This window comes from Pseudomonas sp. BC42, assembly GCF_021560055.1.
Taxonomy (GTDB): Bacteria; Pseudomonadota; Gammaproteobacteria; order Pseudomonadales; family Pseudomonadaceae; genus Aquipseudomonas.
Map to the genome: position 1 here is coordinate 170,104 of NZ_CP091067.1, position 19,311 is coordinate 189,414.

21 protein-coding genes are annotated in these 19,311 nt (G+C 63.6%); 13 read left to right on the forward strand and 8 right to left on the reverse strand.

Going from position 1 to position 19,311, the window contains the following annotated elements; all coding sequences use genetic code 11:
• Nucleotides 1-204 precede the first annotated feature (204 nt).
• Both dut and coaBC read right to left on the reverse strand, forming a co-directional pair.
• Nucleotides 205-660 carry a dUTP diphosphatase gene (gene dut, locus L1O02_RS00785; RefSeq protein WP_060841716.1) on the reverse strand — a complete coding sequence of 152 codons (456 nt, stop codon included), beginning with the start codon at nt 658-660 and terminating at the stop codon, nt 205-207.
• Nucleotides 661-665: 5 nt separating this feature from the next.
• Nucleotides 666-1,874 carry a bifunctional phosphopantothenoylcysteine decarboxylase/phosphopantothenate--cysteine ligase CoaBC gene (coaBC, locus tag L1O02_RS00790; RefSeq protein ID WP_060841715.1) on the reverse strand — a complete coding sequence of 403 codons (1,209 nt, stop codon included), beginning with the start codon at nt 1,872-1,874 and terminating at the stop codon, nt 666-668.
• A 132-nt stretch (nt 1,875-2,006) separates the two neighbouring features.
• Here coaBC and radC point away from each other — a divergent pair, with 132 nt between their 5' ends.
• Nucleotides 2,007-2,681: a DNA repair protein RadC gene (gene radC, locus L1O02_RS00795; RefSeq protein WP_060841714.1), complete on the forward strand. Its 675-nt coding sequence runs from the start codon at nt 2,007-2,009 to the stop codon at nt 2,679-2,681.
• Between the two features lie 48 nt (nt 2,682-2,729).
• Here radC and L1O02_RS00800 read toward each other — a convergent pair whose 3' ends face one another.
• Nucleotides 2,730-4,313, reverse strand: coding sequence for an ABC transporter substrate-binding protein (locus L1O02_RS00800; protein WP_060844960.1), 1,584 nt, complete (start codon nt 4,311-4,313; stop codon nt 2,730-2,732).
• Nucleotides 4,314-4,789: 476 nt separating this feature from the next.
• On the opposite strand from L1O02_RS00800, the gene rpmB reads away from it, so the two are divergent.
• Both rpmB and rpmG read left to right on the forward strand, forming a co-directional pair.
• On the forward strand, nt 4,790-5,026 hold the full coding sequence (gene rpmB, locus L1O02_RS00805) for a 50S ribosomal protein L28 (RefSeq protein ID WP_011064219.1): 237 nt from the start codon (nt 4,790-4,792) through the stop codon (nt 5,024-5,026).
• An 11-nt stretch (nt 5,027-5,037) separates the two neighbouring features.
• Nucleotides 5,038-5,193 (forward strand): 50S ribosomal protein L33, encoded by a 156-nt coding sequence (rpmG, locus tag L1O02_RS00810; protein WP_003177274.1) that lies wholly within the window; start codon nt 5,038-5,040, stop codon nt 5,191-5,193.
• 58 nt (nt 5,194-5,251) lie between these two features.
• Here rpmG and L1O02_RS00815 read toward each other — a convergent pair whose 3' ends face one another.
• On the reverse strand, nt 5,252-5,614 hold the full coding sequence (locus tag L1O02_RS00815; RefSeq protein WP_060841712.1) for a cupin domain-containing protein: 363 nt from the start codon (nt 5,612-5,614) through the stop codon (nt 5,252-5,254).
• 238 nt (nt 5,615-5,852) lie between these two features.
• On the opposite strand from L1O02_RS00815, the gene L1O02_RS00820 reads away from it, so the two are divergent.
• From L1O02_RS00820 to L1O02_RS00830, 3 genes are all read left to right on the forward strand, one after another.
• Nucleotides 5,853-7,346 carry an aldehyde dehydrogenase gene (locus tag L1O02_RS00820; protein ID WP_060841711.1) on the forward strand — a complete coding sequence of 498 codons (1,494 nt, stop codon included), beginning with the start codon at nt 5,853-5,855 and terminating at the stop codon, nt 7,344-7,346.
• A gap of 163 nt (nt 7,347-7,509) precedes the next feature.
• Nucleotides 7,510-8,658, forward strand: a complete 1,149-nt coding sequence (locus tag L1O02_RS00825; RefSeq protein WP_060841710.1) for an MFS transporter — start codon at nt 7,510-7,512, stop codon at nt 8,656-8,658.
• A gap of 34 nt (nt 8,659-8,692) precedes the next feature.
• Nucleotides 8,693-9,106, forward strand: coding sequence for a hypothetical protein (locus tag L1O02_RS00830; RefSeq protein WP_146189191.1), 414 nt, complete (start codon nt 8,693-8,695; stop codon nt 9,104-9,106).
• Between the two features lie 15 nt (nt 9,107-9,121).
• Here L1O02_RS00830 and L1O02_RS00835 read toward each other — a convergent pair whose 3' ends face one another.
• Both L1O02_RS00835 and L1O02_RS00840 read right to left on the reverse strand, forming a co-directional pair.
• Complete coding sequence (locus L1O02_RS00835) at nt 9,122-10,687, reverse strand: phospholipase D family protein (protein WP_060844958.1); 1,566 nt, start codon at nt 10,685-10,687, stop codon at nt 9,122-9,124.
• Nucleotides 10,688-10,753: 66 nt separating this feature from the next.
• On the reverse strand, nt 10,754-12,178 hold the full coding sequence (locus L1O02_RS00840) for a PLP-dependent aminotransferase family protein (protein ID WP_060841707.1): 1,425 nt from the start codon (nt 12,176-12,178) through the stop codon (nt 10,754-10,756).
• Nucleotides 12,179-12,358: 180 nt separating this feature from the next.
• Here L1O02_RS00840 and L1O02_RS00845 point away from each other — a divergent pair, with 180 nt between their 5' ends.
• A complete protein-coding gene (locus tag L1O02_RS00845; RefSeq protein ID WP_108545011.1) occupies nt 12,359-12,601 on the forward strand; it encodes a DUF1127 domain-containing protein in 243 nt (80 codons plus the stop codon).
• A gap of 27 nt (nt 12,602-12,628) precedes the next feature.
• Here the strand turns inward: L1O02_RS00845 and L1O02_RS00850 are convergent, their stop codons facing one another.
• Nucleotides 12,629-13,921, reverse strand: a complete 1,293-nt coding sequence (locus L1O02_RS00850) for an FAD-binding oxidoreductase (RefSeq protein ID WP_235759426.1) — start codon at nt 13,919-13,921, stop codon at nt 12,629-12,631.
• A 148-nt stretch (nt 13,922-14,069) separates the two neighbouring features.
• Here L1O02_RS00850 and L1O02_RS00855 point away from each other — a divergent pair, with 148 nt between their 5' ends.
• The gene (locus L1O02_RS00855) at nt 14,070-14,423 is read left to right on the forward strand and encodes a YkgJ family cysteine cluster protein (RefSeq protein WP_060841704.1); all 354 of its coding nucleotides are present in this window, start codon (nt 14,070-14,072) and stop codon (nt 14,421-14,423) included.
• A 57-nt stretch (nt 14,424-14,480) separates the two neighbouring features.
• On the opposite strand, the gene L1O02_RS00860 is transcribed toward L1O02_RS00855, so the two are convergent.
• Complete coding sequence (locus L1O02_RS00860) at nt 14,481-14,969, reverse strand: Lrp/AsnC ligand binding domain-containing protein (protein ID WP_011064210.1); 489 nt, start codon at nt 14,967-14,969, stop codon at nt 14,481-14,483.
• A gap of 157 nt (nt 14,970-15,126) precedes the next feature.
• On the opposite strand from L1O02_RS00860, the gene dadA reads away from it, so the two are divergent.
• The 5 genes from dadA to L1O02_RS00885 all read left to right on the forward strand — a co-directional run bounded on the left by dadA (nt 15,127) and on the right by L1O02_RS00885 (nt 19,198).
• Nucleotides 15,127-16,428: a D-amino acid dehydrogenase gene (dadA, locus tag L1O02_RS00865; protein WP_060841703.1), complete on the forward strand. Its 1,302-nt coding sequence runs from the start codon at nt 15,127-15,129 to the stop codon at nt 16,426-16,428.
• On the forward strand, nt 16,400-16,753 hold the full coding sequence (locus L1O02_RS00870) for a RidA family protein (RefSeq protein WP_060841702.1): 354 nt from the start codon (nt 16,400-16,402) through the stop codon (nt 16,751-16,753). The genes dadA and L1O02_RS00870 overlap by 29 nt, the downstream gene beginning before the upstream one ends.
• A 92-nt stretch (nt 16,754-16,845) precedes the next feature.
• Nucleotides 16,846-17,919 carry an alanine racemase gene (gene alr / locus L1O02_RS00875; RefSeq protein ID WP_060841701.1) on the forward strand — a complete coding sequence of 358 codons (1,074 nt, stop codon included), beginning with the start codon at nt 16,846-16,848 and terminating at the stop codon, nt 17,917-17,919.
• A 132-nt stretch (nt 17,920-18,051) separates the two neighbouring features.
• Nucleotides 18,052-18,600 (forward strand): cupin domain-containing protein, encoded by a 549-nt coding sequence (locus L1O02_RS00880; RefSeq protein WP_015637462.1) that lies wholly within the window; start codon nt 18,052-18,054, stop codon nt 18,598-18,600.
• Nucleotides 18,601-18,781: 181 nt separating this feature from the next.
• Nucleotides 18,782-19,198 carry a c-type cytochrome gene (locus L1O02_RS00885; protein ID WP_011064205.1) on the forward strand — a complete coding sequence of 139 codons (417 nt, stop codon included), beginning with the start codon at nt 18,782-18,784 and terminating at the stop codon, nt 19,196-19,198.
• Nucleotides 19,199-19,311 lie beyond the last annotated feature (113 nt).

Here is a 19,311-nt window from a genome sequence, read left to right on the forward strand (position 1 = left end):
TCAAACTCAAGTGTATGACGGCGGTTTCAGCATAGAGTTCGTAGTGTGAAAGTGCTATCTGCCCCGGGCCGGCCGGGCCTTGGCGGCTCAAAGGCCCGGCCTGGCGGGCCCGAAGCGTGATGCAGACAGCAGCGGTCATTGGCCCTTAAATGCCCCGGCAGTGGTTGTCGGGCCGGGCGAGGGGCCCGACCCGAGGCGGAGTCGTCAGTGGCTGCCGGAGTGACCGAAACCGCCGGCGCCGCGCTGGCTTTCGTCAAAGGCTTCGACCACCTCGAAATGCGCCTGGACCACCGGCACCAGCACCAGTTGGGCAATGCGTTCGCCGACGGCGATATTGAAGGCGGTCTGGCCACGGTTCCAGCAGGACACCATCAGTTCGCCCTGGTAGTCCGAGTCGATCAGGCCCACCAGATTGCCCAGCACAATCCCGTGCTTATGGCCGAGGCCCGAACGCGGCAGGATCAGCGCCGCCAGGCCCGGATCGCCGATATAGACCGACAGGCCGGTTGGAATCAGCAGGGTCTGGCCCGGTTCCAGGACGGTGTCCTGCTGGAGCATGGCCCGCAGGTCGAGCCCGGCGGAGCCCGGCGTGGCGTACTGCGGCAGGGGGAATTCGTTGCCGATGCGTGGGTCGAGGATCTTGGCTTGTAAAGCGTGCATGCGAGTTAAACCTGGTTCAGCCGTTCGGCGATGAAAGAGATCAGTTGGCGGGCGATCTTGCCCTTGCTGGTCTGGGCGAAGAGAGTTGCGTGCAACTCCCGGTCAATCACGCTGCAGGCGTTTTCCTCGCTGTTGAAGCCAATGCTCGGGTTGGCCACGTCGTTGGCGACGATCAGGTCGAGGTTCTTGTCCTTCAATTTGCGTGCAGCGTAGTCGAGCAGATTCTCGGTTTCGGCGGCGAAACCGACACTGAAAGGGCGATCCGGCCGGCTGGCGATGGTGGCCAGGATGTCTGGGTTGCGCACCATCTGTAGTAGCAGGCCGTCACCTTTCGTAGGGTCTTTCTTTAATTTCTGTGGGGCGACGACTTCCGGGCGGTAGTCCGCGACCGCCGCCGAGGCGATGAAAACGTCGCATGGGATGGCCGCTTCACAGGCCGCGAGCATGTCGCGAGCGCTGACCACGTCGATCCGCGTGACTCTGTCGGGGGTTGGCAGGTGCACCGGTCCGGTGATCAGAGTGACCCGGGCACCGGCCTCGACAGCGGCCTCGGCCAGGGCGAAGCCCATTTTTCCTGAGCTATGGTTGGTGATGTAGCGCACCGGATCGATGTTTTCCTGAGTCGGTCCGGCGGTGATCAGCAGGTGTTTGCCGGTCAGTGCCTGGTGCTGGAAGCAGTCGGCGGCGCACAGCGCCAGATCGTTGGCTTCCAGCATGCGGCCCAGGCCGACGTCGCCACAGGCCTGGCTTCCGGAGGCCGGGCCGAAGACCCGCAGGCCGCGACTTTGCAGCAGTTGGGTGTTGGCTTGGGTGGCAGGATCACGCCACATGGCCTGGTTCATGGCTGGAGCGATGGCGACTGTGGCGTCGGTCGCCAGGACCAGGGTCGTCAGCAGGTCGTCGGCGATGCCCTGGGCCAGACGGGCGATCAGGTCGGCGGTAGCGGGAGCGATCAGGACCAGGTCGGCCCATTTGGCCAGTTCGATATGGCCCATGGCGGCTTCAGCGGCCGGATCCAGCAGGTCGAGGTGAACAGGGTGCCCGGAGAGGGCCTGCATGGTCAGCGGGGTGATGAATTCACTGCCGCCCCGGGTCATGACCACGCGCACTTCGGCGCCCTGGTCGAGGAGTCGGCGAACCAGCTCCGCGCTCTTATAGGCGGCAATGCCGCCGCCGACGCCGAGCACGATGCGTTTCCGATACAGCCGCTGCATAGGCCTGTCTTTCCGTTCAGTGATTGCTGCGTGGCATGCCCCCTCCCCAGGTGAAATACCACGCAAAAAGAGGGTGGCTAAGATAGCACAGCGCCCGCTGTGGAACAGCGGCGCCATGCACAGGGAGGTGTGATGAGCATTCGTGATTGGCCCGCGGCGGAGCGCCCGCGGGAGCGGCTTCTGGAGCAGGGCGCCATCAGTCTTTCCGATGCCGAGCTGCTGGCTATTTTCCTGCGAAGCGGGGTGGCCGGAAAAAGCGCGGTGGACCTGGCGCGGCACTTGTTGCAGCGTTTCGGCAGCCTGCGTCGGCTGCTGGAGGCGGATCAAGTGACCTTCACCCGGCAACTGGGGCTAGGCCCGGCCAAGTACGCTCTGCTGCAGGCCGTGCTGGAGATGGCGCGCCGGCATCTGGCGGAAAGGCTCCACCGCCAGTCAGCGCTGGAGAGCCCGCTGGTGGTGCGCGATTACCTGAAGTCGATGCTGCGACACCAGCCCCACGAGGTGTTTGGCTGTCTGTTTCTCGACACCAAGCATCGGGTCCTGGCCTTTGAGGTGTTGTTTCAAGGGTCGATCGACAGCACCACGGTTTACCCGCGACAGGTGCTCAAGCGCACCCTGGCGCATAACGCGGCGGCGGTGATTCTCTGCCATAACCATCCGTCGGGCATCTGTGAGCCCAGCCCGGCCGATCGGATCGTCACCCGGCGCTTGCAGGAGGCGCTGGAGTTGATTGATGTCCGGGTGCTGGACCACTTCATCGTTGGCGAGGGTGATCCGTTGTCCATGGCCGAGTACGGCTGGATATGAGCCTGGTGCGCCTCAAGGCCGGTGTTGGCCCCGAGGCGCCCCCGGGGTTCATTTGACGCTGACCTTCGAGTAGTCCTGGCGGCCGAAGGGGCTCACCTGATAGCCCTCGACCTGCTGGCGGGTCAGGGCGAAAGCGGTCGGATGGGCCAGGGGCAGCCACAGCGCCTGCTGCTGGATCTGGGTCTGGGCCTGCTGGTACAGCTTGCTGCGCACACCCTGTTCGCTGGTGGTCTTGCCGGCGGTGATCAGCTTGTCCAGGTTCTGGTCGCAATAGCGGGCGAAGTTGGTGCCGGACTTGACGGCTGCGCAGGTGAACTGCGGTGTGAGGAAGTTATCCGGGTCGCCATTGTCGCCGGACCAGCCCATGAACAGCAGGTCATGCTCGCCGGCCTTGGCCCGGCGGATCAGCTCGCCCCATTCGATCACGCGGATCTCTGCCTGGATCCCCACTTGGGCCAGGTCGGCTTGCAGCAGTTGTGCGCCCAGGCTGGGGTTGGGGTTGAGCAGGCTGCCGGAGGGGCGGGTCCAGATGGTGGTCTCGAAACCGTTTTTCAGGCCGACCTTGGCCAGCAGTTGGCGCGCTTTTTCCGGGTCGTGGGCGTAGCCGGGCAGTTCCTTGGCGTAGCTCCAGGTGTTGGGTGGATACGGGCCGTTGGCGGCCTCGGCGGTGTCTTCGAACACGGCCTTGAGGTAATGGGGCTTGTCGAAGGCCAGGTTGATGGCCTGGCGCACTTCTGGCTTGTCCAGGGGCGGATGCTGGCTGTTGATCGCGACGAAGGCGGTCATGAATGCCGCGGTTTTCTCGACCTTCAGCGTGGGGTCTTCACTGGCTGCCTGGACGTCCAGGGGCTTGGGTGACAGGGCGATCTGGCACTCGTTGCGCCGCAGTTTCTGCAGGCGCACGTTGGCGTCCGGGGTGATGGCGAAGATCAGCGAGTCCACTGCCGGTTTGCCAGCAAAGTAGTCGCGGTTGGCCTTGTAGCGGATTGACGCGTCCTTCTGGAAGCGCCCGAAAATGAAGGGGCCGCTGCCGATCGGCTGGCTGTTGAGCTTCTCCGGGGTGCCGGCCTTGAGCAGTTGGTCGGCGTATTCCGCAGAGTAGATCGAGGCAAAGCCCATGCTCAGGGTGGCGAGGAAGGTCGAGTCGGCGTGATCCAGGGTGAAGCGCACGGTCAGCGGATCCAGGGCGTCGATTCTCTTGATCAGGCTGGGCAGCTGCAGGGACTGGGCGTGCGGGAAACCGCTCTGGGTGACCTTGTGCCACGGGTGGGCCGGATCGAGCATGCGCTCGAAGCTGAACTTCACGTCTTCGGCGCTCAGCTCGCGGCTGGGGGTGAAGTAGTCGGTGCGGTGGAACTTGACCTTGGGGTGCAGCTTGAAGACATAGCTCAGGCCGTCGGCGGACACCTCCCAGCTGTCGGCCAGGCTGGGGACCACCTTGCCGCTGGCGGCATCGAACTCCACCAGGCGATTCATCAGCACGTCGGCGGACGCATTGGTGGTGGTCAGCGAGTTGTACTGCACCACGTCGAAGCCTTCCGGGCTGGCTTCGGTACAGACGCTCAGTGCGGCGGCCTGGGCCAATGGGCTCAGAAGTGGGGCGAGCAGGAGCGGGAGGGCGGCGAGACGCATGGTCGGGTTCCTTGTGCAGATCGAAGGCCCATCTGCGAGTGCAGTCTGGAAATGCCCTACCCTAGTGGCCTCTTTATGAAATGACTATCCCCTTTTGTATCCGGGGCCAAAACCTGGGGTTGCGCCTGCGCCCCGAAGGTATTCCCGGGTCGATCTGGCGTCGCGGGCGTGGCGAATTCTCTGTTGGAGAATGTCGCAAATATATTCTGCGACGAGCGGTAGATTTCTGCGGTAGCCTTTGCCGCAGGCGTCCGGCGCAAGAAAATCAGGACTTTTCATCATCCTGCGCACAGCGGCTGTTGTTGCTATGGGGTCTTTCTGGTATAAAGCAGCGCTCTTTTCTAGGGGCCCGGTTCCTTCGCTTGTAGGTGTAGCCGGTAAGACCCTAAAGAAACGCGGCGCCTGGCGCCAAATGACTGAGAGATTAAGCGGCCAACCCATGCCGGGTTGGGCATGTGGTTTTAGAGGGCTGAGGCATGTCTAGAGTCTGTCAAGTTACCGGTAAGGGTCCGGTGACTGGGAATAACATTTCCCACGCAAACAACAAAACCCGTCGTCGTTTCCTGCCGAACCTGCAGCATCACCGCTTCTGGGTTGAGTCCGAGAAACGCTTTGTGCGTCTGCGCGTATCTGCCAAAGGCATGCGTATCATCGACAAGCGCGGCATTGATGTCGTGCTGGCCGAAATCCGTCGCGATGGCGGCAAGGTTTAAGGGAGCTAATCATGCGTGAATTGATTCGTTTGATCTCGAGCGCCGGTACTGGTCACTTCTACACTACCGACAAGAACAAGCGTACTACTCCGGACAAAATCGAGATCAAGAAATATGATCCGGTTGTTCGTAAGCACGTGATCTACAAGGAAGGCAAAATCAAGTAATTGATTTTTCTTCTGACAAAAAAACCCGCCTTCAAGCGGGTTTTTTTGTGCCTGGCATTCAGGCTTTCTGTTCGAAGGCCACGTAGACCTTGCGGCAGGGCTCCAGCACTTCCCAGGTGCCCTTGAAGCCGGCCGGAATCACGAAGCGGTCGCCGGCACGCAGGGTCTTGGCGTTGCCATCGTTGTCCCGCAGCACCGACACGCCCTGAAGAATCTCGCAGTATTCGTGTTCGGTGAAGTTCACCGTCCATTGGCCCACGGCGCCTTCCCAGATCCCGGCGTTGAGCTGCCCGCAGGGGCTGCCGTAATGGTTGAACACCGCTTGTTCGGGATCGCCCTTGAGGACTTTCTCTGGAGCAGGGCGGTAGCGTTCGCCCTCGGTGTTGGCCTGGCTGAAGTCGACGACGTTGTGGATGCTCATTCTTGTAATCCCCCGTGATTGCGGCGCGAGTGGCTATGAAGGCCAAAGTCTATGTTTATTAAAATGCACATAGCAATGGCGTTTGCCCGGGCTTTGTCAAATATATTGAAAGTACAGGTGTCGCTGGTTTAGGGTGGCGGGTGCCTTTGGCCGAAAACAGGCTGGCCGGGCAGAATTCTTCATGAGTGCCGGCGTAGTTCGCGTGGCGCTTGTATTCAAATAAGAGGAGGACACTCGTATGACCACCCTGACTCGTGCCGACTGGGAACAACGTGCCCGCGACCTGAAAATCGAAGGCCGCGCCTACATCAACGGTGAATACACCGCAGCCGTTTCCAACGACACTTTCGAGTGCATCAGCCCGGTCGACGGCCGTGTACTGGCGAGCATTGCCAGCTGTGATGCCGTCGATGCCCAGCGCGCCGTGGACAATGCCCGCGCCACCTTCAATTCCGGCGTCTGGTCGCGCCTGGCGCCGGCCAAGCGCAAGTCCGTGATGATCCGTTTTGCCGGCCTGCTCAAGCAGCACGCCGAGGAGCTGGCGCTCCTGGAAACCCTGGACATGGGCAAGCCCATCAGCGACTCCCTGCAAATCGACGTTCCCGGCGCGGCGCAAGCCCTGAGCTGGAGCGGCGAGGCCATCGACAAGATCTACGACGAAGTGGCCGCCACCCCCCATGATCAGCTGGGCCTGGTGACCCGTGAGCCAGTGGGCGTGGTCGCGGCCATCGTGCCGTGGAACTTCCCGCTGATGATGGCCTGCTGGAAACTGGGCCCGGCGCTGTCCACCGGCAACTCGGTGATCCTCAAGCCTTCGGAAAAATCCCCGCTGACCGCCATCCGCATCGCCGCCCTGGCCGTGGAAGCCGGGATCCCGGCTGGCGTGTTCAACGTGCTGCCCGGCTACGGCCACACCGTGGGCAAGGCCCTGGCCCTGCACATGGACGTGGACACCCTGGTGTTCACCGGTTCCACCAAGATCGCCAAGCAGCTCTTGGTCTACTCCGGTGAATCCAACATGAAGCGTGTCTGGCTGGAAGCCGGTGGCAAGAGCCCGAACATCGTGTTCGCCGATGCCCCGGACCTGCAGGCCGCCGCCGAATCGGCCGCCAGCGCCATTGCCTTCAACCAGGGCGAAGTCTGCACCGCCGGTTCCCGCCTGCTGGTGGAGCGTTCCATCAAGGACAAATTCCTGCCGCTGGTGATCGAGGCCCTGAAAGCCTGGAAGCCGGGCAATCCGCTGGACCCAGCCACCAACGTCGGTGCCCTGGTGGACACCCAGCAGATGAACACCGTGCTGTCCTACATCGAGGCCGGTCATGCCGATGGCGCCAAGCTGGTGGCCGGTGGCAAGCGCACCCTGCAGGAAACCGGCGGCACCTACGTGGAGCCGACGATTTTCGATGGCGTCAGCAACGCCATGAAGATTGCCCAGGAAGAGATCTTTGGCCCAGTGCTGTCGGTGATTGCCTTCGACAGCGTGGAAGAGGCGATCCAGATCGCCAACGACACCCCTTACGGACTGGCGGCCGCCGTGTGGACCGCGAACATCTCCAAGGCCCACCAGACCGCCAAGGCCCTGCGTGCCGGCAGCGTCTGGGTCAACCAGTACGACGGCGGCGACATGACTGCGCCCTTCGGCGGCTTCAAGCAGTCGGGCAACGGTCGCGACAAGTCGTTGCATGCGTTTGACAAGTACACCGAGTTGAAAGCGACCTGGATCAAGCTCTGAGCCTTCGGGTTTGAGGTGATGCGCCCCCCCCCGGGGGGCGCTTTCACCGGCCAGCCGGCTTTCAGCCGCAGCCCTCGATCCACAGCGCAGCCGGACTTTCCGCCAGGGAAGTCCGGCTGTGTTGTCTGTGCCTTGCAGAACAATGATCCACAGGAGCGTGGAAATGCGTTGGGCGACCTATTTCGCCGTTTTGGCCGCTGTCCTGAGTGTCGGCCTGGCCCTGGGCGTCAGCATGCCGCTGGTGTCGTTTCGCCTGGAAAGCTGGGGTTATGGGCCCTTTGCCATTGGCGTCATGGCCTCGATGCCGGCCTTTGGCGTGTTGCTTGGGGCCAAGCTCGCCAGCCGCCTGGCGGCGCGTTTCGGCACCGCGGGCCTGATGCGCCTGTGCCTGTGGGGCGGGGCGCTGTCGATTGCATTGCTGGCGTTGTTGCCCAATTACCCGCTGTGGCTGGTGCTGCGCCTGGGCCTGGGCACGGTTCTGACCATCGTCTTCATCCTGGGTGAAAGCTGGATCAACCAGTTGGTGGTCGAGCAGTGGCGTGGGCGGCTGGTTGCGCTGTATGGCAGTTGTTATGCCTTGAGCCAGTTGGCCGGGCCCTTGCTGCTGGGAGTCCTGGGCACCGAGACCGACCACGGCTTCTGGGTCGGGGTCGGGCTGCTGGTGGTATCGCCCTTGCTGTTGATCGGCCGCAGCGGCGCACCGGTCACCGAAGCCTGCAGCGTGACCCTGGTCGACCTGGGGCGCTTTTGCCGTGGGCTGCCGGCGATCGCCTGGGCCGTGGCGCTGTTTGCCGCCTTTGAGGCGATGATCCTGACGCTGTTGCCGGTGTATTGCCTGCGCCAGGGCTTTGCCGAAGACATCGCCCTGGCGATGGTCAGCACCGTGGTCGTCGGCGATGCGGTGCTGCAACTGCCGATTGGCGCCTTGGCTGATCGCTTGTCGCGGCGCTCCCTGTTCACCGGTTGCGCGGTGGCACTGCTGTTGTCGAGCCTGGCGATTCCGCTGTTGCTCCACACGGTGCTGATCTGGCCGTTGTGGGTGCTGTTCGGTGCCAGCGCCGGGGGCTTGTTCACCCTGTCGTTGATTCTGATCGGCGAGCGTTATCGCGATGACGCCCTGGTGCGCGCCAACGCGCATGTGGCGCAGCTTTGGGGGATTGGTTGCCTGATCGGGCCGCTGGTGGCGGGGGCGGGCAGCCAGTGGGTCAGCGGCCATGCCTTGCTGTGGCTGATGGCGGCCGGGGCCCTGGGGCTGATCGTGCTGTTGCTGCGCCAGGGGGCATTGGGTGCTGCGATGCCGCAATCGGTATAGGCTTCTGGGCTGCTGGTTCAATCAGGACGCTCAGATGACGCTCAAGACAAGGATGGGGTTCGGCGCAGCGCTGTGGGTGCTGACGTTTTCGCTCGCCGGCTTCGCCGAGGCGGCGCCCAAGGGCCCGTCGGTGGAGCGGCTCAAGCAGTTGGCGCTCAAGGAGTGCCTGGACGATAACTACGAGCGTTTGCAGTTCTACAAGGCGTTCGACCTGCACGACGCTTCCTACTTCGTCGATCGGGTGCAACTGGACCGCGACGGCTCCGGCCGGCGCCCCCAGGCCCTGAGCCACTTCGTCAAGCGGCAGACGGGCCACTTCCATGTCGGCGGGCCGCCGATGAAGAACGAGGCCGGTTACCCGATCAACGCGATTTTCGAGCGCTGCATGGGCTTCTATCACTCGCCGGGGCTGGAGGCTTTTATCCAGAACCAGCTGCTCAAGCGCTGACCGGCCCGCGTCGGCCTAGAGCATGCGCTCCAGGCCGACGCGGTTGCTCAGCCAGGCGTTGATGCGCCGCCACCAGTTGCCCGGTTCCCGGCTCAGGCTGTGCAACTGCTGGTTGTCTTCGGTCACCCAGATGATCTTGCCGTCCTGCAGCCTGGCCTCGTAGCTCAGGGCCGGAGCCATGCCTTGCAGGGCCAGGGCGCGCAGGTGTCCGGCCAGTTCCGGGCTGTCCACCAGGACCCCGACTTCGGTGTTCCACAGTACCGAGCGCGGGTCGAAGTTGAACGAGCCGACAAAGGATTTCTGCCGGTCGAAAATCATCGCCTTGCTGTGCAGGCTCGAGTCCGAGCCGCGCCAGGTACTGCGCAACAGATGCGGGCCGCTGCCGCCGTGGTCGCCGGGCTGGCGGCGCAATTCGAACAGCCGCACCCCGTGCTCCAGCAGGGCCTTGCGGTAAGGCGCGTAGCCGCCGTGCACCGCGGGCACGTCGGTGGCCTCCAGGGAGTTGGTCAGGAGGCTCACGTGCACCCCGGCGTCGGCGCGTCCGGTGAGGTACACCAGGCCCGGCTGGCCGGGCACGAAGTAGGCCGAGACCATGATCAGCTCCTTGCTGACCCCCTTGAGCTCCGGCGCCAGCTGGGTGGTCAACAGCAGGTGCGGGTCGGGATCGCCCTTGGCCAAGACCTTGGTCGGTGCGTCCCACAGGGCCTGGTTCCAGGCCCAGATCAGCTCCTTGCGCCAGATGTCCATGCGCGGCCGGGTCTGGTAGGTCTTCAGTTGCCGGTACAGCGCCTGGTTTTGCCGGCGGTTGTCCTGCAGCGACTCCTCCAGGCGCTGGCGTGTGTTGTCCAGGGCCCTGGCCGAAGGGGCGCTGGACAGGAATTCGCCGATGGGTCGGCTCAGGGCGCTGTTCCAGTACTGGTCGAAGCTATGGCCCAGTTGCTCGGCCACCGGCCCCACGCTGAGCATGTCGATGTCGGTGAAGTTCAGGTTGGGTTCGGCATCGAAATACTCGTCCCCCAGGTTGCGCCCGCCGACGATGGCCACGCTGTTGTCCGCCAGCCACAGCTTGTTGTGCATCCGCCGGTGCTGCTGCGACAGGTTGAACAGGCGCCCCATGGCCCGGGTCAGGCCGGTGCTGCGGCCCAGGTGCAGCGGGTTGAACAGGCGGATCTGGATCTGTGGGTGGGCGGCCAGGGTGGCGATGATCTGGTCCAGGCCGTCGCTGGTGGTGTCGTCGAGCAAGATGCGCACCCGCACGCCACGGTCGGCGGCCTTGAGCAGCTCGTCCACCAGCATGCGCGTGCTGACCCCGTCGTGGACGATGTAGTACTGCAGGTCGAGGCTGCTCTGCGCGCTGCGGATCAGCTCGGCGCGGGCCATGAAGGCTTCGGTGCTGTTGGACAGCAGGCGAAAGCCCGAGCGCCCCTGGTGGGGGGCGGCCTGGGCCCGGATCGACTGGGCAAAGGTGGAGTCGCTGGCGGGCAGGGCCTGGCTGGGCTGGTAGGGCACTTCCAGGGTGGCGCAGCCGCCCAGCCCGAGGCTCAGCAGCAAAAGCCAGGTGAATGCCTGTAAACGGCTCAAGTCAGGTCATCTCGTATCACGGCACGGGTTGGCATGGGGCGGCCGGCTTCCTGCAACGGCTCGGGATCAGTCCGGGGTCTCGCTGAGCAGCTTGATGGCCGCGGCTCCGACCTTGCGTACCGCGTCTTCGATCTGCGCGGTTGGCTTGGCAGCGTAGTTCATCCGCAGGCAATTGCGGTACTTGCCCGAGGCGGAAAAGATGCTGCCCACGGCGATCTGCACGCCCTGGTCCAGCAGCACCCGATTGAGCTTCAGAGCATCAAACCCCTCGGGAAGTTCGATCCACAGCATGAAACTGCCTTGTGGGCGACTGGCGCGGGTGTCGGCGGGGAAGTAGCGGCTGACCCAGTCGAGCATCAGGTCGCGATTGCGCTGGTACTGAGTGCGCATCTTGCGCAAATGGGGCTCGAAGTGGCCACTCTTGAGAAACTCGGCGATGGCCACCTGCGGCTGCGGGGCCGTGGAGCCGGTGCTGATGTATTTCATGTGCAGCACCCGCTCCAGGTAGCGGCCGGGGGCAACCCAGCCGATGCGCAGGCCCGGGGCCAGGGTCTTGGAGAAGGAGCTGCACAACAGCACCCGGCCGTCGTCGTCGAAGGACTTGATGGTGCGCGGGCGCGGGTAGGTGTAGGCCAGCTCGCCGTACACATCGTCCTCGATGACTGCCACGTCGAAGCGCTGGGCCAGGGTCAGCAGTGCCCGCTTGCGGGACTCCGGCATGATGTAGCCCAGGGGGTTGTTGCAGTTGGGGGTCAACTGTATGGCCTTGATCGGCCACTGTTCCAGGGCCAGTTCCAGGGCTTCCAGGCTGATGCCGGTAATCGGGTCGGTGGGGATTTCCAGGGCCTTCATGCCCAGGCCCTTGAGGGTCTGCATGGCGCCGTGAAAGCTCGGCGAGTCGACGGCGATGATGTCCCCCGGCTCACAGATGGCGCGAATGCTGGTGGACAGCGCCTCGTGGCAGCCGGTGGTGATCACCAGGTCACCGGCCCCCAGCTGGCAGCCGGAATCGAGCATCAGCCGCGCCACCTGCTCGCGCAGCTCAAGCACGCCGTAGATGTTGTCGTAGTGCAGGCCGGGCATGTCCTGGCGCCGGCTGAGGCGGGCCAGGGCTCGCAGCAGGGGCTTCATGGTCGGCGTGGTGATGTCCGGCATGCCGCGGCCCAGCTGCACCACGTCCTTGCGCGGTACGGCGCGGATCAGCTCCAGGACCTGGTCCCATTGAGAGATTTCCACCGGCCTTTGTGCCGGACGCCCGACCGCCGGCAAGGCGGGCAGCTCGCGACTGGGGGGGACGAAGTACCCGGACTTGGGCTTGGGCATCGCCAGCCCGTTGTCCTCCAGCAAGCGATAGGCCTGCTGCACGGTGCTCAGGCTGACCCCATGCTCGACGCTCAGGGCGCGTACCGAGGGCAGGCGATCTCCCGGTCGGTAGAAGCCCTGTTCGATGCGGGTGCCCAGGAGTTCGGCGAGGTTCACATAGAGGGTCATGGCGTGGGCTCGAGGTGACGGTGGCTGAGAACCAGTACAGATGGGGCAAAAATACAGGATTCAGCGCCATTTTTGGCAAAACTGTATGGAGTTAATACCGCTGTTTTGAGTCTGTAATGGTTTTGTGGCGCCACGCATCATGTCTGCTCATGGCAATTTGAGCAAACAGGAGCAATGCAAATGAACGGCTTGAGCGATGTGCGGCTGTCGTTACGCGGTCAGGAGCTGGAGGCGGAGCAGGAATGGTCGGCGGCGACTCTGCCGCGCCGCGCGCCGCCGGGCTTGAGCACCTGGGGGCTGTACTGGCATCGGCTGCGCACCCGCAAGGTGTTGCTGGAGCTGAGCGCCGAGCAGTTGCGTGATGTCGGACTCAGCCCCGAGCAGGCACGGGCCGAGGGCCTCAAGCCGTTCTGGCGTCTGTGACCGGCGGCGACTGGCTGGAGCTGGGCGTCAGACCAGCTCCTTCAGGCGATGCCAGAGCATGCCCAGGGCCAGCAGGGGCGAGCGCAGGTGCTTGCCGCCGGGGAAGGTGATGTGCGGCACCTTGGCGAACAGATCGAAGCCCCCCCCGTGCTGGCCGCTGATCGCCTCGCCCAGCAGTTTGCCCGCCAGGTGCGTGGCATTCAGGCCGTGACCGGAATAGGCCTGGGCGTAATACACATTGGGTTGGTCCTTGAGCCGGCCGATCTGCGGCAGGCGGTTGGCGCCGATGCCGATCATGCCGCCCCATTGGTAGTCGATCTTCACTGCGGCCAGTTGCGGGAACACGTCCAGCATCTTGGGCCGCATGTAGGCGGCAATGTCCTTGGGGTCGCGTCCCGAGTAGTGGCAGGCACCACCGAACAGCAGTCGGCGGTCGGCCGAGAGCCGGTAGTAGTCCAGGGCCACGCGCTGGTCGCAGACCGCCATGTTCTGTGGCAGCAGTTCCCGGGCCTGGGCCGGGCTCAAGGGCTCGGTGGCGATGATGTAGCTGCCGGCAGGCAGGACCTTGCCCCCCAGCTCCGGGTTGAGGTCGTTGAGGTAGGCGTTGCAGCCCAGGACCAGGGTCTTGGCGCGGACCGTGCCTTGGGCGCTGTGCACCTTGACCTCGGGGCCGTAGTCGATGCGGGTGACGGCCGAATGCTCGAACAGTTGCACACCCATCTGCTGCGCCGCCCGGGCTTCGCCCAGGGCCAGGTTGAGCGGGTGCAGATGGCCCGAGCCCATGTCGATCAGGCCGCCAACGTAGCGCTTGGAGCCCACCACGCTGTGCATCTCATCGGCTTGCAACAGGCGGGTTTCATGGCGATAGCCCAGGCTGCGCAGCTCCTCGGCATCTGCGGCGAAGCCTTCAAGGTCCGCCGGCTTCTTGGCCAGGTCGCAGTAGCCCCAGGTCAGGTCGCAGGGGATCTGCAGGCGCTCGATGCGCTGGCGGACGATGTCCACGGCTTCCAGCCCCATGAGCTTCATCTGTCGCACGCCGTCGCTGCCGATCACCTTGGTGAACTGCTCGAGGCCGTGGCCGACCCCGCGGATCAGTTGCCCGCCGTTGCGTCCACTGGCGCCCCAGCCGATCTTGCGGGCCTCCAGCAGGACCACGCTGAACCCGCGTTCGGCCAGTTCCAGTGCGGTATTGAGCCCGGAGAACCCGCCGCCGACCACGCATACGTCCGCCGTCAGCTCGCCCGCCAACACCGGATAGTCGGGCTGCGGCAGGCTGCTGGCGGCGTAGTAGGAAGCGGCGTGCTGAGGGCTGGCGGGCATGGAAAGCGTCCTGATTGTGGCGTCTGGAAAAATGCACGGAGCATAAGCCGGGGCTTTCCGTCGCGGCAACCGCGGGACGCCCGGCCCTGTCTGCTGCGGGGCATTTGAGGCAGAATCCCCGGCTATTCCAGTCCCGGTAGCCTTTTTCATGAGCTGTAACCGTCAAATCGTCCGCAGCCTGCGTCAGCAGATTCCCTCGTTCGAGTGCGTTCCCGGTTGTCACGACTGCTGCGGCCCGGTGACCACCTCGCCAGAGGAAATGTCCCGACTGCCGCGCAAGACCGCCGCCGAGCAGGAGGCTGCCATGGACGAGCTCAACTGTGTGCACCTGGGACCCGATGGTTGCACGGTGTATGACGAGCGTCCGCTGATCTGCCGTCTGTTCGGCACTACGCCGAGCCTGCCGTGCCCCAACGGTCGGCGCCCGGTGGAGATGATCCACCCTCGGGTCGAGAAGCAGATCCACGCCTACATGGCTGGCAATCGCCAGGTCCTGGTCTAGCCGCTCGCACTCCGTAGGAGCCGGCTTGCCGGCGACAGCGCCTGGCGCCGCCTCGACTCAGTCCGGAATCGGCAGGCTCAGGCTCTCCTTCACTTCTTCCATGACGATGTAGCTCTTGGATTCGCGCACGTGGGGCAGCTTGAGCAGGATGTCCCCCAGCAGCTTGCGATAGGACGCCATCTCCGAGATTCGCGCCTTGACCAGGTAGTCGAAGTCGCCGGAGACCAGATGGCACTCCAGCACGTGGGGCAGCTTCAGCACCGCCCGGCGAAACTCCTCGAAGGTATCGCCGGACTTGTAGTCCAGGCTGATCTCGACAAACACCAGCAGGCTGCCCTTGAGGTGCTGCGGGTTGAGGCGGGCGTTGTAGCCCATGATGATTCCCTCGCGCTCCAGGCGCCGCACTCGCTCGGTGCAGGGGGTGGTGGACAGTCCGACCCGCTCTCCCAACTCGGTGAAGGAAATGCGTCCATCGGCCTGGAGAATCCGCAGGATATTGCGATCTATCTTGTCCAGGGCACGACGAGTCTGATGATTGGTGCGCATAGGGGATGCCCCTCCGTGAAAAGCGATATTGCCGAGAATTCTCGCCAAATATAGGCGGTTATATAGTGAAAATCACTGCTCAATGTTTCTTACACTGCACCCATCTGTGCTCTGAATAACAAACGTCAGCGGTCATGCCGCGATGAGGGAAATGAAAATGCGCGTTCTGGTCTTGGGCAGTGGCGTTATCGGAACTACCAGTGCCTATTACCTGGCCCGGGCCGGGTTTGAAGTGACCGTGGTGGACCGCCAGCCGGCTGCAGCCATGGAAACCAGTTTCGCCAACGCCGGCCAGGTATCGCCTGGCTATGCCTCGCCCTGGGCTGCCCCGGGCGTACCGCTCAAGGCCATCAAGTGGCTGCTGCAACGCCACGCGCCGCTGGCGATCAAGGCCACCGCCGATATCGATCAATACCTGTGGATGGCGCAGATGCTGCGCAACTGCACCGCCAGCCGCTATGCAGTGAACAAAGAGCGCATGGTGCGTCTGTCCGAGTACAGCCGCGACTGCCTCGACGAACTGCGGGCGGAAACCGGCATCGCCTACGAAGGCCGCAGCCTGGGCACCACCCAGCTGTTCCGTACCCAGGCGCAACTGGATGGCGCAGCCAAGGACATCGCCGTCCTCAAGGAGTCCGGCGTGCCGTTCGAGTTGCTGGATCGTGACGGCATTGCCCGGGTTGAACCGGCCCTGGCCAGCGTCACCGATATCCTTGCCGGTGCCCTGCGCCTGCCCAACGACCAGACCGGCGACTGCCAGATGTTCACCACGCGCCTGGCGGAAATGGCCAGCAAACTGGGTGTGGAATTCCGTTTTGGCCAGGACATCCAGCGCCTCGACTTCGCCGGTGACCGGATCAACGGCGTGTGGATCGACGGCAAGCTGGAAACCGCCGACCGCTACGTGCTGGCCCTGGGCAGCTACTCGCCGCAACTGCTCAAGCCGCTGGGCATCAAGGCTCCGGTGTACCCGCTCAAGGGCTACTCCCTGACCGTGCCGATCACCAATCCGGCCATGGCCCCGACGTCGACCATCCTCGACGAGACCTACAAGGTCGCAATTACCCGTTTCGACAACCGCATCCGTGTTGGCGGCATGGCTGAGATCGCCGGTTTTGACCTGTCGCTGAACCCGCGCCGGCGTGAAACGCTGGAGATGATCGTCAACGATCTCTATCCTCAGGGCGGCAATCTGGCCGAGGCCAGTTTCTGGACCGGCCTGCGTCCGACCACGCCGGACGGCACGCCGATTGTTGGCGCGACGCCGTTCAAGAACCTGTTCCTCAACACCGGTCACGGCACCCTTGGCTGGACCATGGCTTGCGGTTCCGGTCGTTTGCTGGCGGATCTGATGGCCAAGAAAAAGCCGCAGATCAGCGCCGAAGGCCTCGATATTTCCCGTTATGGCAACCCTCAGGAGTCAGCTAAACATGTCAATCCAGCGCCAGCTCACCAATGAGCGCATGAGCCAGATCGTCGTTCACGGCGGTACGGTGTATCTGTCCGGGCAGGTCGGCGATGACATGAGTGCCGGGATCGAACAGCAAACCCGGGAAACCCTGGCCAACATCGAGCGTCTGCTGGACCTGGCGGGCACCGACAAGAGCAAGCTGCTGTCGGTGACCATCTACCTCAAGGACATCGATGCCCACTTCGCGGGCATGAACAGTGTCTGGGACCAGTGGCTGCCAAAAGGCGTGGCCCCGGCCCGGGCCACTGTGGAGGCCAAGCTCTGCGAGCCGGAAATCCTCATCGAGCTTTCCGTGGTGGCTGCTCTGCCTTAAGCGACAAGATCCCTCTCCCGGTGCCGGTGGCGGCCAGCCGTCATCCAGCACCGGTTTTTTATTCCCCCATGACCGCCTAGAAGTCTGCCGCCATGCGTCCTGCCCGTGCCCTGATCGATCTCCAAGCCCTGCGTCACAACTACCAACTGGCCCGTGAAGTCTCGGGTGTCCGCGCCCTTGCGGTGATCAAGGCCGATGCCTACGGTCATGGCGCGGTGCGTTGCGCCCAGGCGCTGGAGGCCGAGGCCGACGGCTTTGCCGTGGCCTGCATCGAAGAAGCCCTGGAACTGCGCGCCGCCGGTATTCGTGCGCCGATCCTGCTGCTGGAAGGTTTCTTTGAACCCTGCGAGCTGGCGCTGATCGTCGAGCATGATTTCTGGTGCGTGGTGCATTCCCTGTGGCAGCTGGAAGCGATCGAGCAGACAGCCGTGGCCAAGCCGCTGACGGTCTGGCTCAAGCTGGATTCGGGCATGCACCGGGTCGGTCTGCATCCCAAGGATTATCAGGCGGCCTATCAGCGCCTGCAGGCCAGCGGCAAGGTCGAGAAGATTGTGCTGATGAGCCACTTCGCCCGCGCGGACGAGCTGGACTGCCCGCGCAGCAGCGAGCAGGTCGCGGTCTTCGAGGCGGCTCGTCAGGGGCTGGGGGCTGAAATCAGCTTGCGCAACTCGCCGGCGGTCATGGGCTGGCCGAGCGTGCCCAGTGACTGGGTGCGTCCCGGCATCATGCTCTATGGCTCTACGCCGTTCGAAGAAAACAACTCCGTGGCCGAGCGGCTGCAGCCGGTCATGACCCTGGAGTCCAAAGTGATCTGCGTGCGTGAGCTGCCCGCCGGCGAGCCGGTGGGCTACGGCGCCAAGTTCGTCACCGACAAGCCGATGCGCGTCGGCGTGGTCGCCATGGGGTACGCCGACGGCTATCCGCGCCATGCGCCGACCGGCACGCCGGTGCTGGTGGAAGGCCAACGCAGCCGCCTGCTGGGGCGCGTCTCCATGGACATGCTGTGTATCGACCTGACGGACGTGCCGCAGGCCGGGTTGGGTTCCAGGGTGGAGTTGTGGGGCAAGAACATCCTCGCCAGCGAGGTCGCACTGGCCGCCGGGACCATTCCTTATCAGCTGTTCTGCAACCTGCGCCGGGTGCCCCTGGTGTACTGCGAAGGCTGAGATTACGCGGCCTGTACCGAAAGTCGCCTGCCTTTGGGGGAATCGGGACCAAGTGTTGTAAATACTGAACGCTGTCGCCATGATAACGCTCAATTACAACAACGCCTGATTCCCGCCTAGGAGGCTGCCGCATTGGACGTCGGTGAACGACTGCAATCCATCCGTAAACTGAAAGGTCTTTCCCAGCGTGAGCTCGCCAAGCGTGCGGGCGTCACCAACAGCACCATTTCAATGATCGAAAAGAACAGCGTCAGTCCTTCGATCAGCTCGCTGCGAAAGGTGCTGGGTGGCATTCCCATGTCCATGGTCGAGTTCTTTTCCGAGGAAATCCTCCAGGAAACGCCTTCTCAGATCGTCTACAAGGCTCATGAACTGATCGACATCTCCGATGGCGCGGTCACCATGAAGCTGGTGGGCCGGGCTCATCCGAGCCGTGCCATCGCCTTCCTCAATGAAATCTATCCGCCAGGTGCCGACACCGGCGAAGAGATGCTCACCCACGACGGCGAGGAAACCGGCATTCTTCTCGAAGGTCGCCTGGAGCTGGTGGTAGGGCTGGAAACTTTTGTCCTCGAAGCCGGTGACAGCTACTACTTTGAGAGTACGAAGCCACATCGTTTCCGCAATCCGTTCGATGTTCCGGCGCGACTAATCAGCGCAGCCACTCCGGCGAACTTCTAGCTCAAGAGGCGTCCTGCAAGGCTTGCCATGAAGCCCCAGCGACATTTTGCCGCGAATAAGACCCCTTCGACTTTGGGGTTGTTTCAGTGTGGCGGGCTAACCGTTATACTTTCGCCCGCCTGCGAAACCGTGGCCGCAGGCGTGACTAGCCACCATTGAGGGTGTACGCGTGAACCTAATTATGAAAATGCTGGCCGCACCAGCAACCGTATTGGCCCTTTGGGCAGTCAGCGCTCAAGCTGCGACTAATGACGACATTGCCAAGCGTCTTGAGCCTGTCGGCCAGGTCTGCGTCCAGGGGCAGGAATGCAAGGGTATGGAAGTGGCCGCCTCTGCGGGCGGCGGTGGTGGCGCGAAGTCCCCGGATGACGTGATTGCCAAGCACTGCAACGCTTGCCATGGCACTGGCCTGTTGGGCGCACCGAAAATCGGTGACACCGCGGCCTGGAAAGAGCGCGCCGATCACCAGGGCGGCCTCGACGGCATCCTGGCCAAGGCCATCACCGGTATCAACGCCATGCCGCCTAAAGGCACTTGCGCCGATTGCTCCGATGACGAGCTCAAAGGCGCAATCCAGAAGATGTCCGGTTTGAAATAAGCCGCCATCTGCAGCGAAAAAGCCGCTTACGAGCGGCTTTTTTGTGGGCGCAATTCGCCCCGCGCACTGTTCAACGCAGCAAACTCCCGGCAAGCTCGGTCCAACCTCAATAC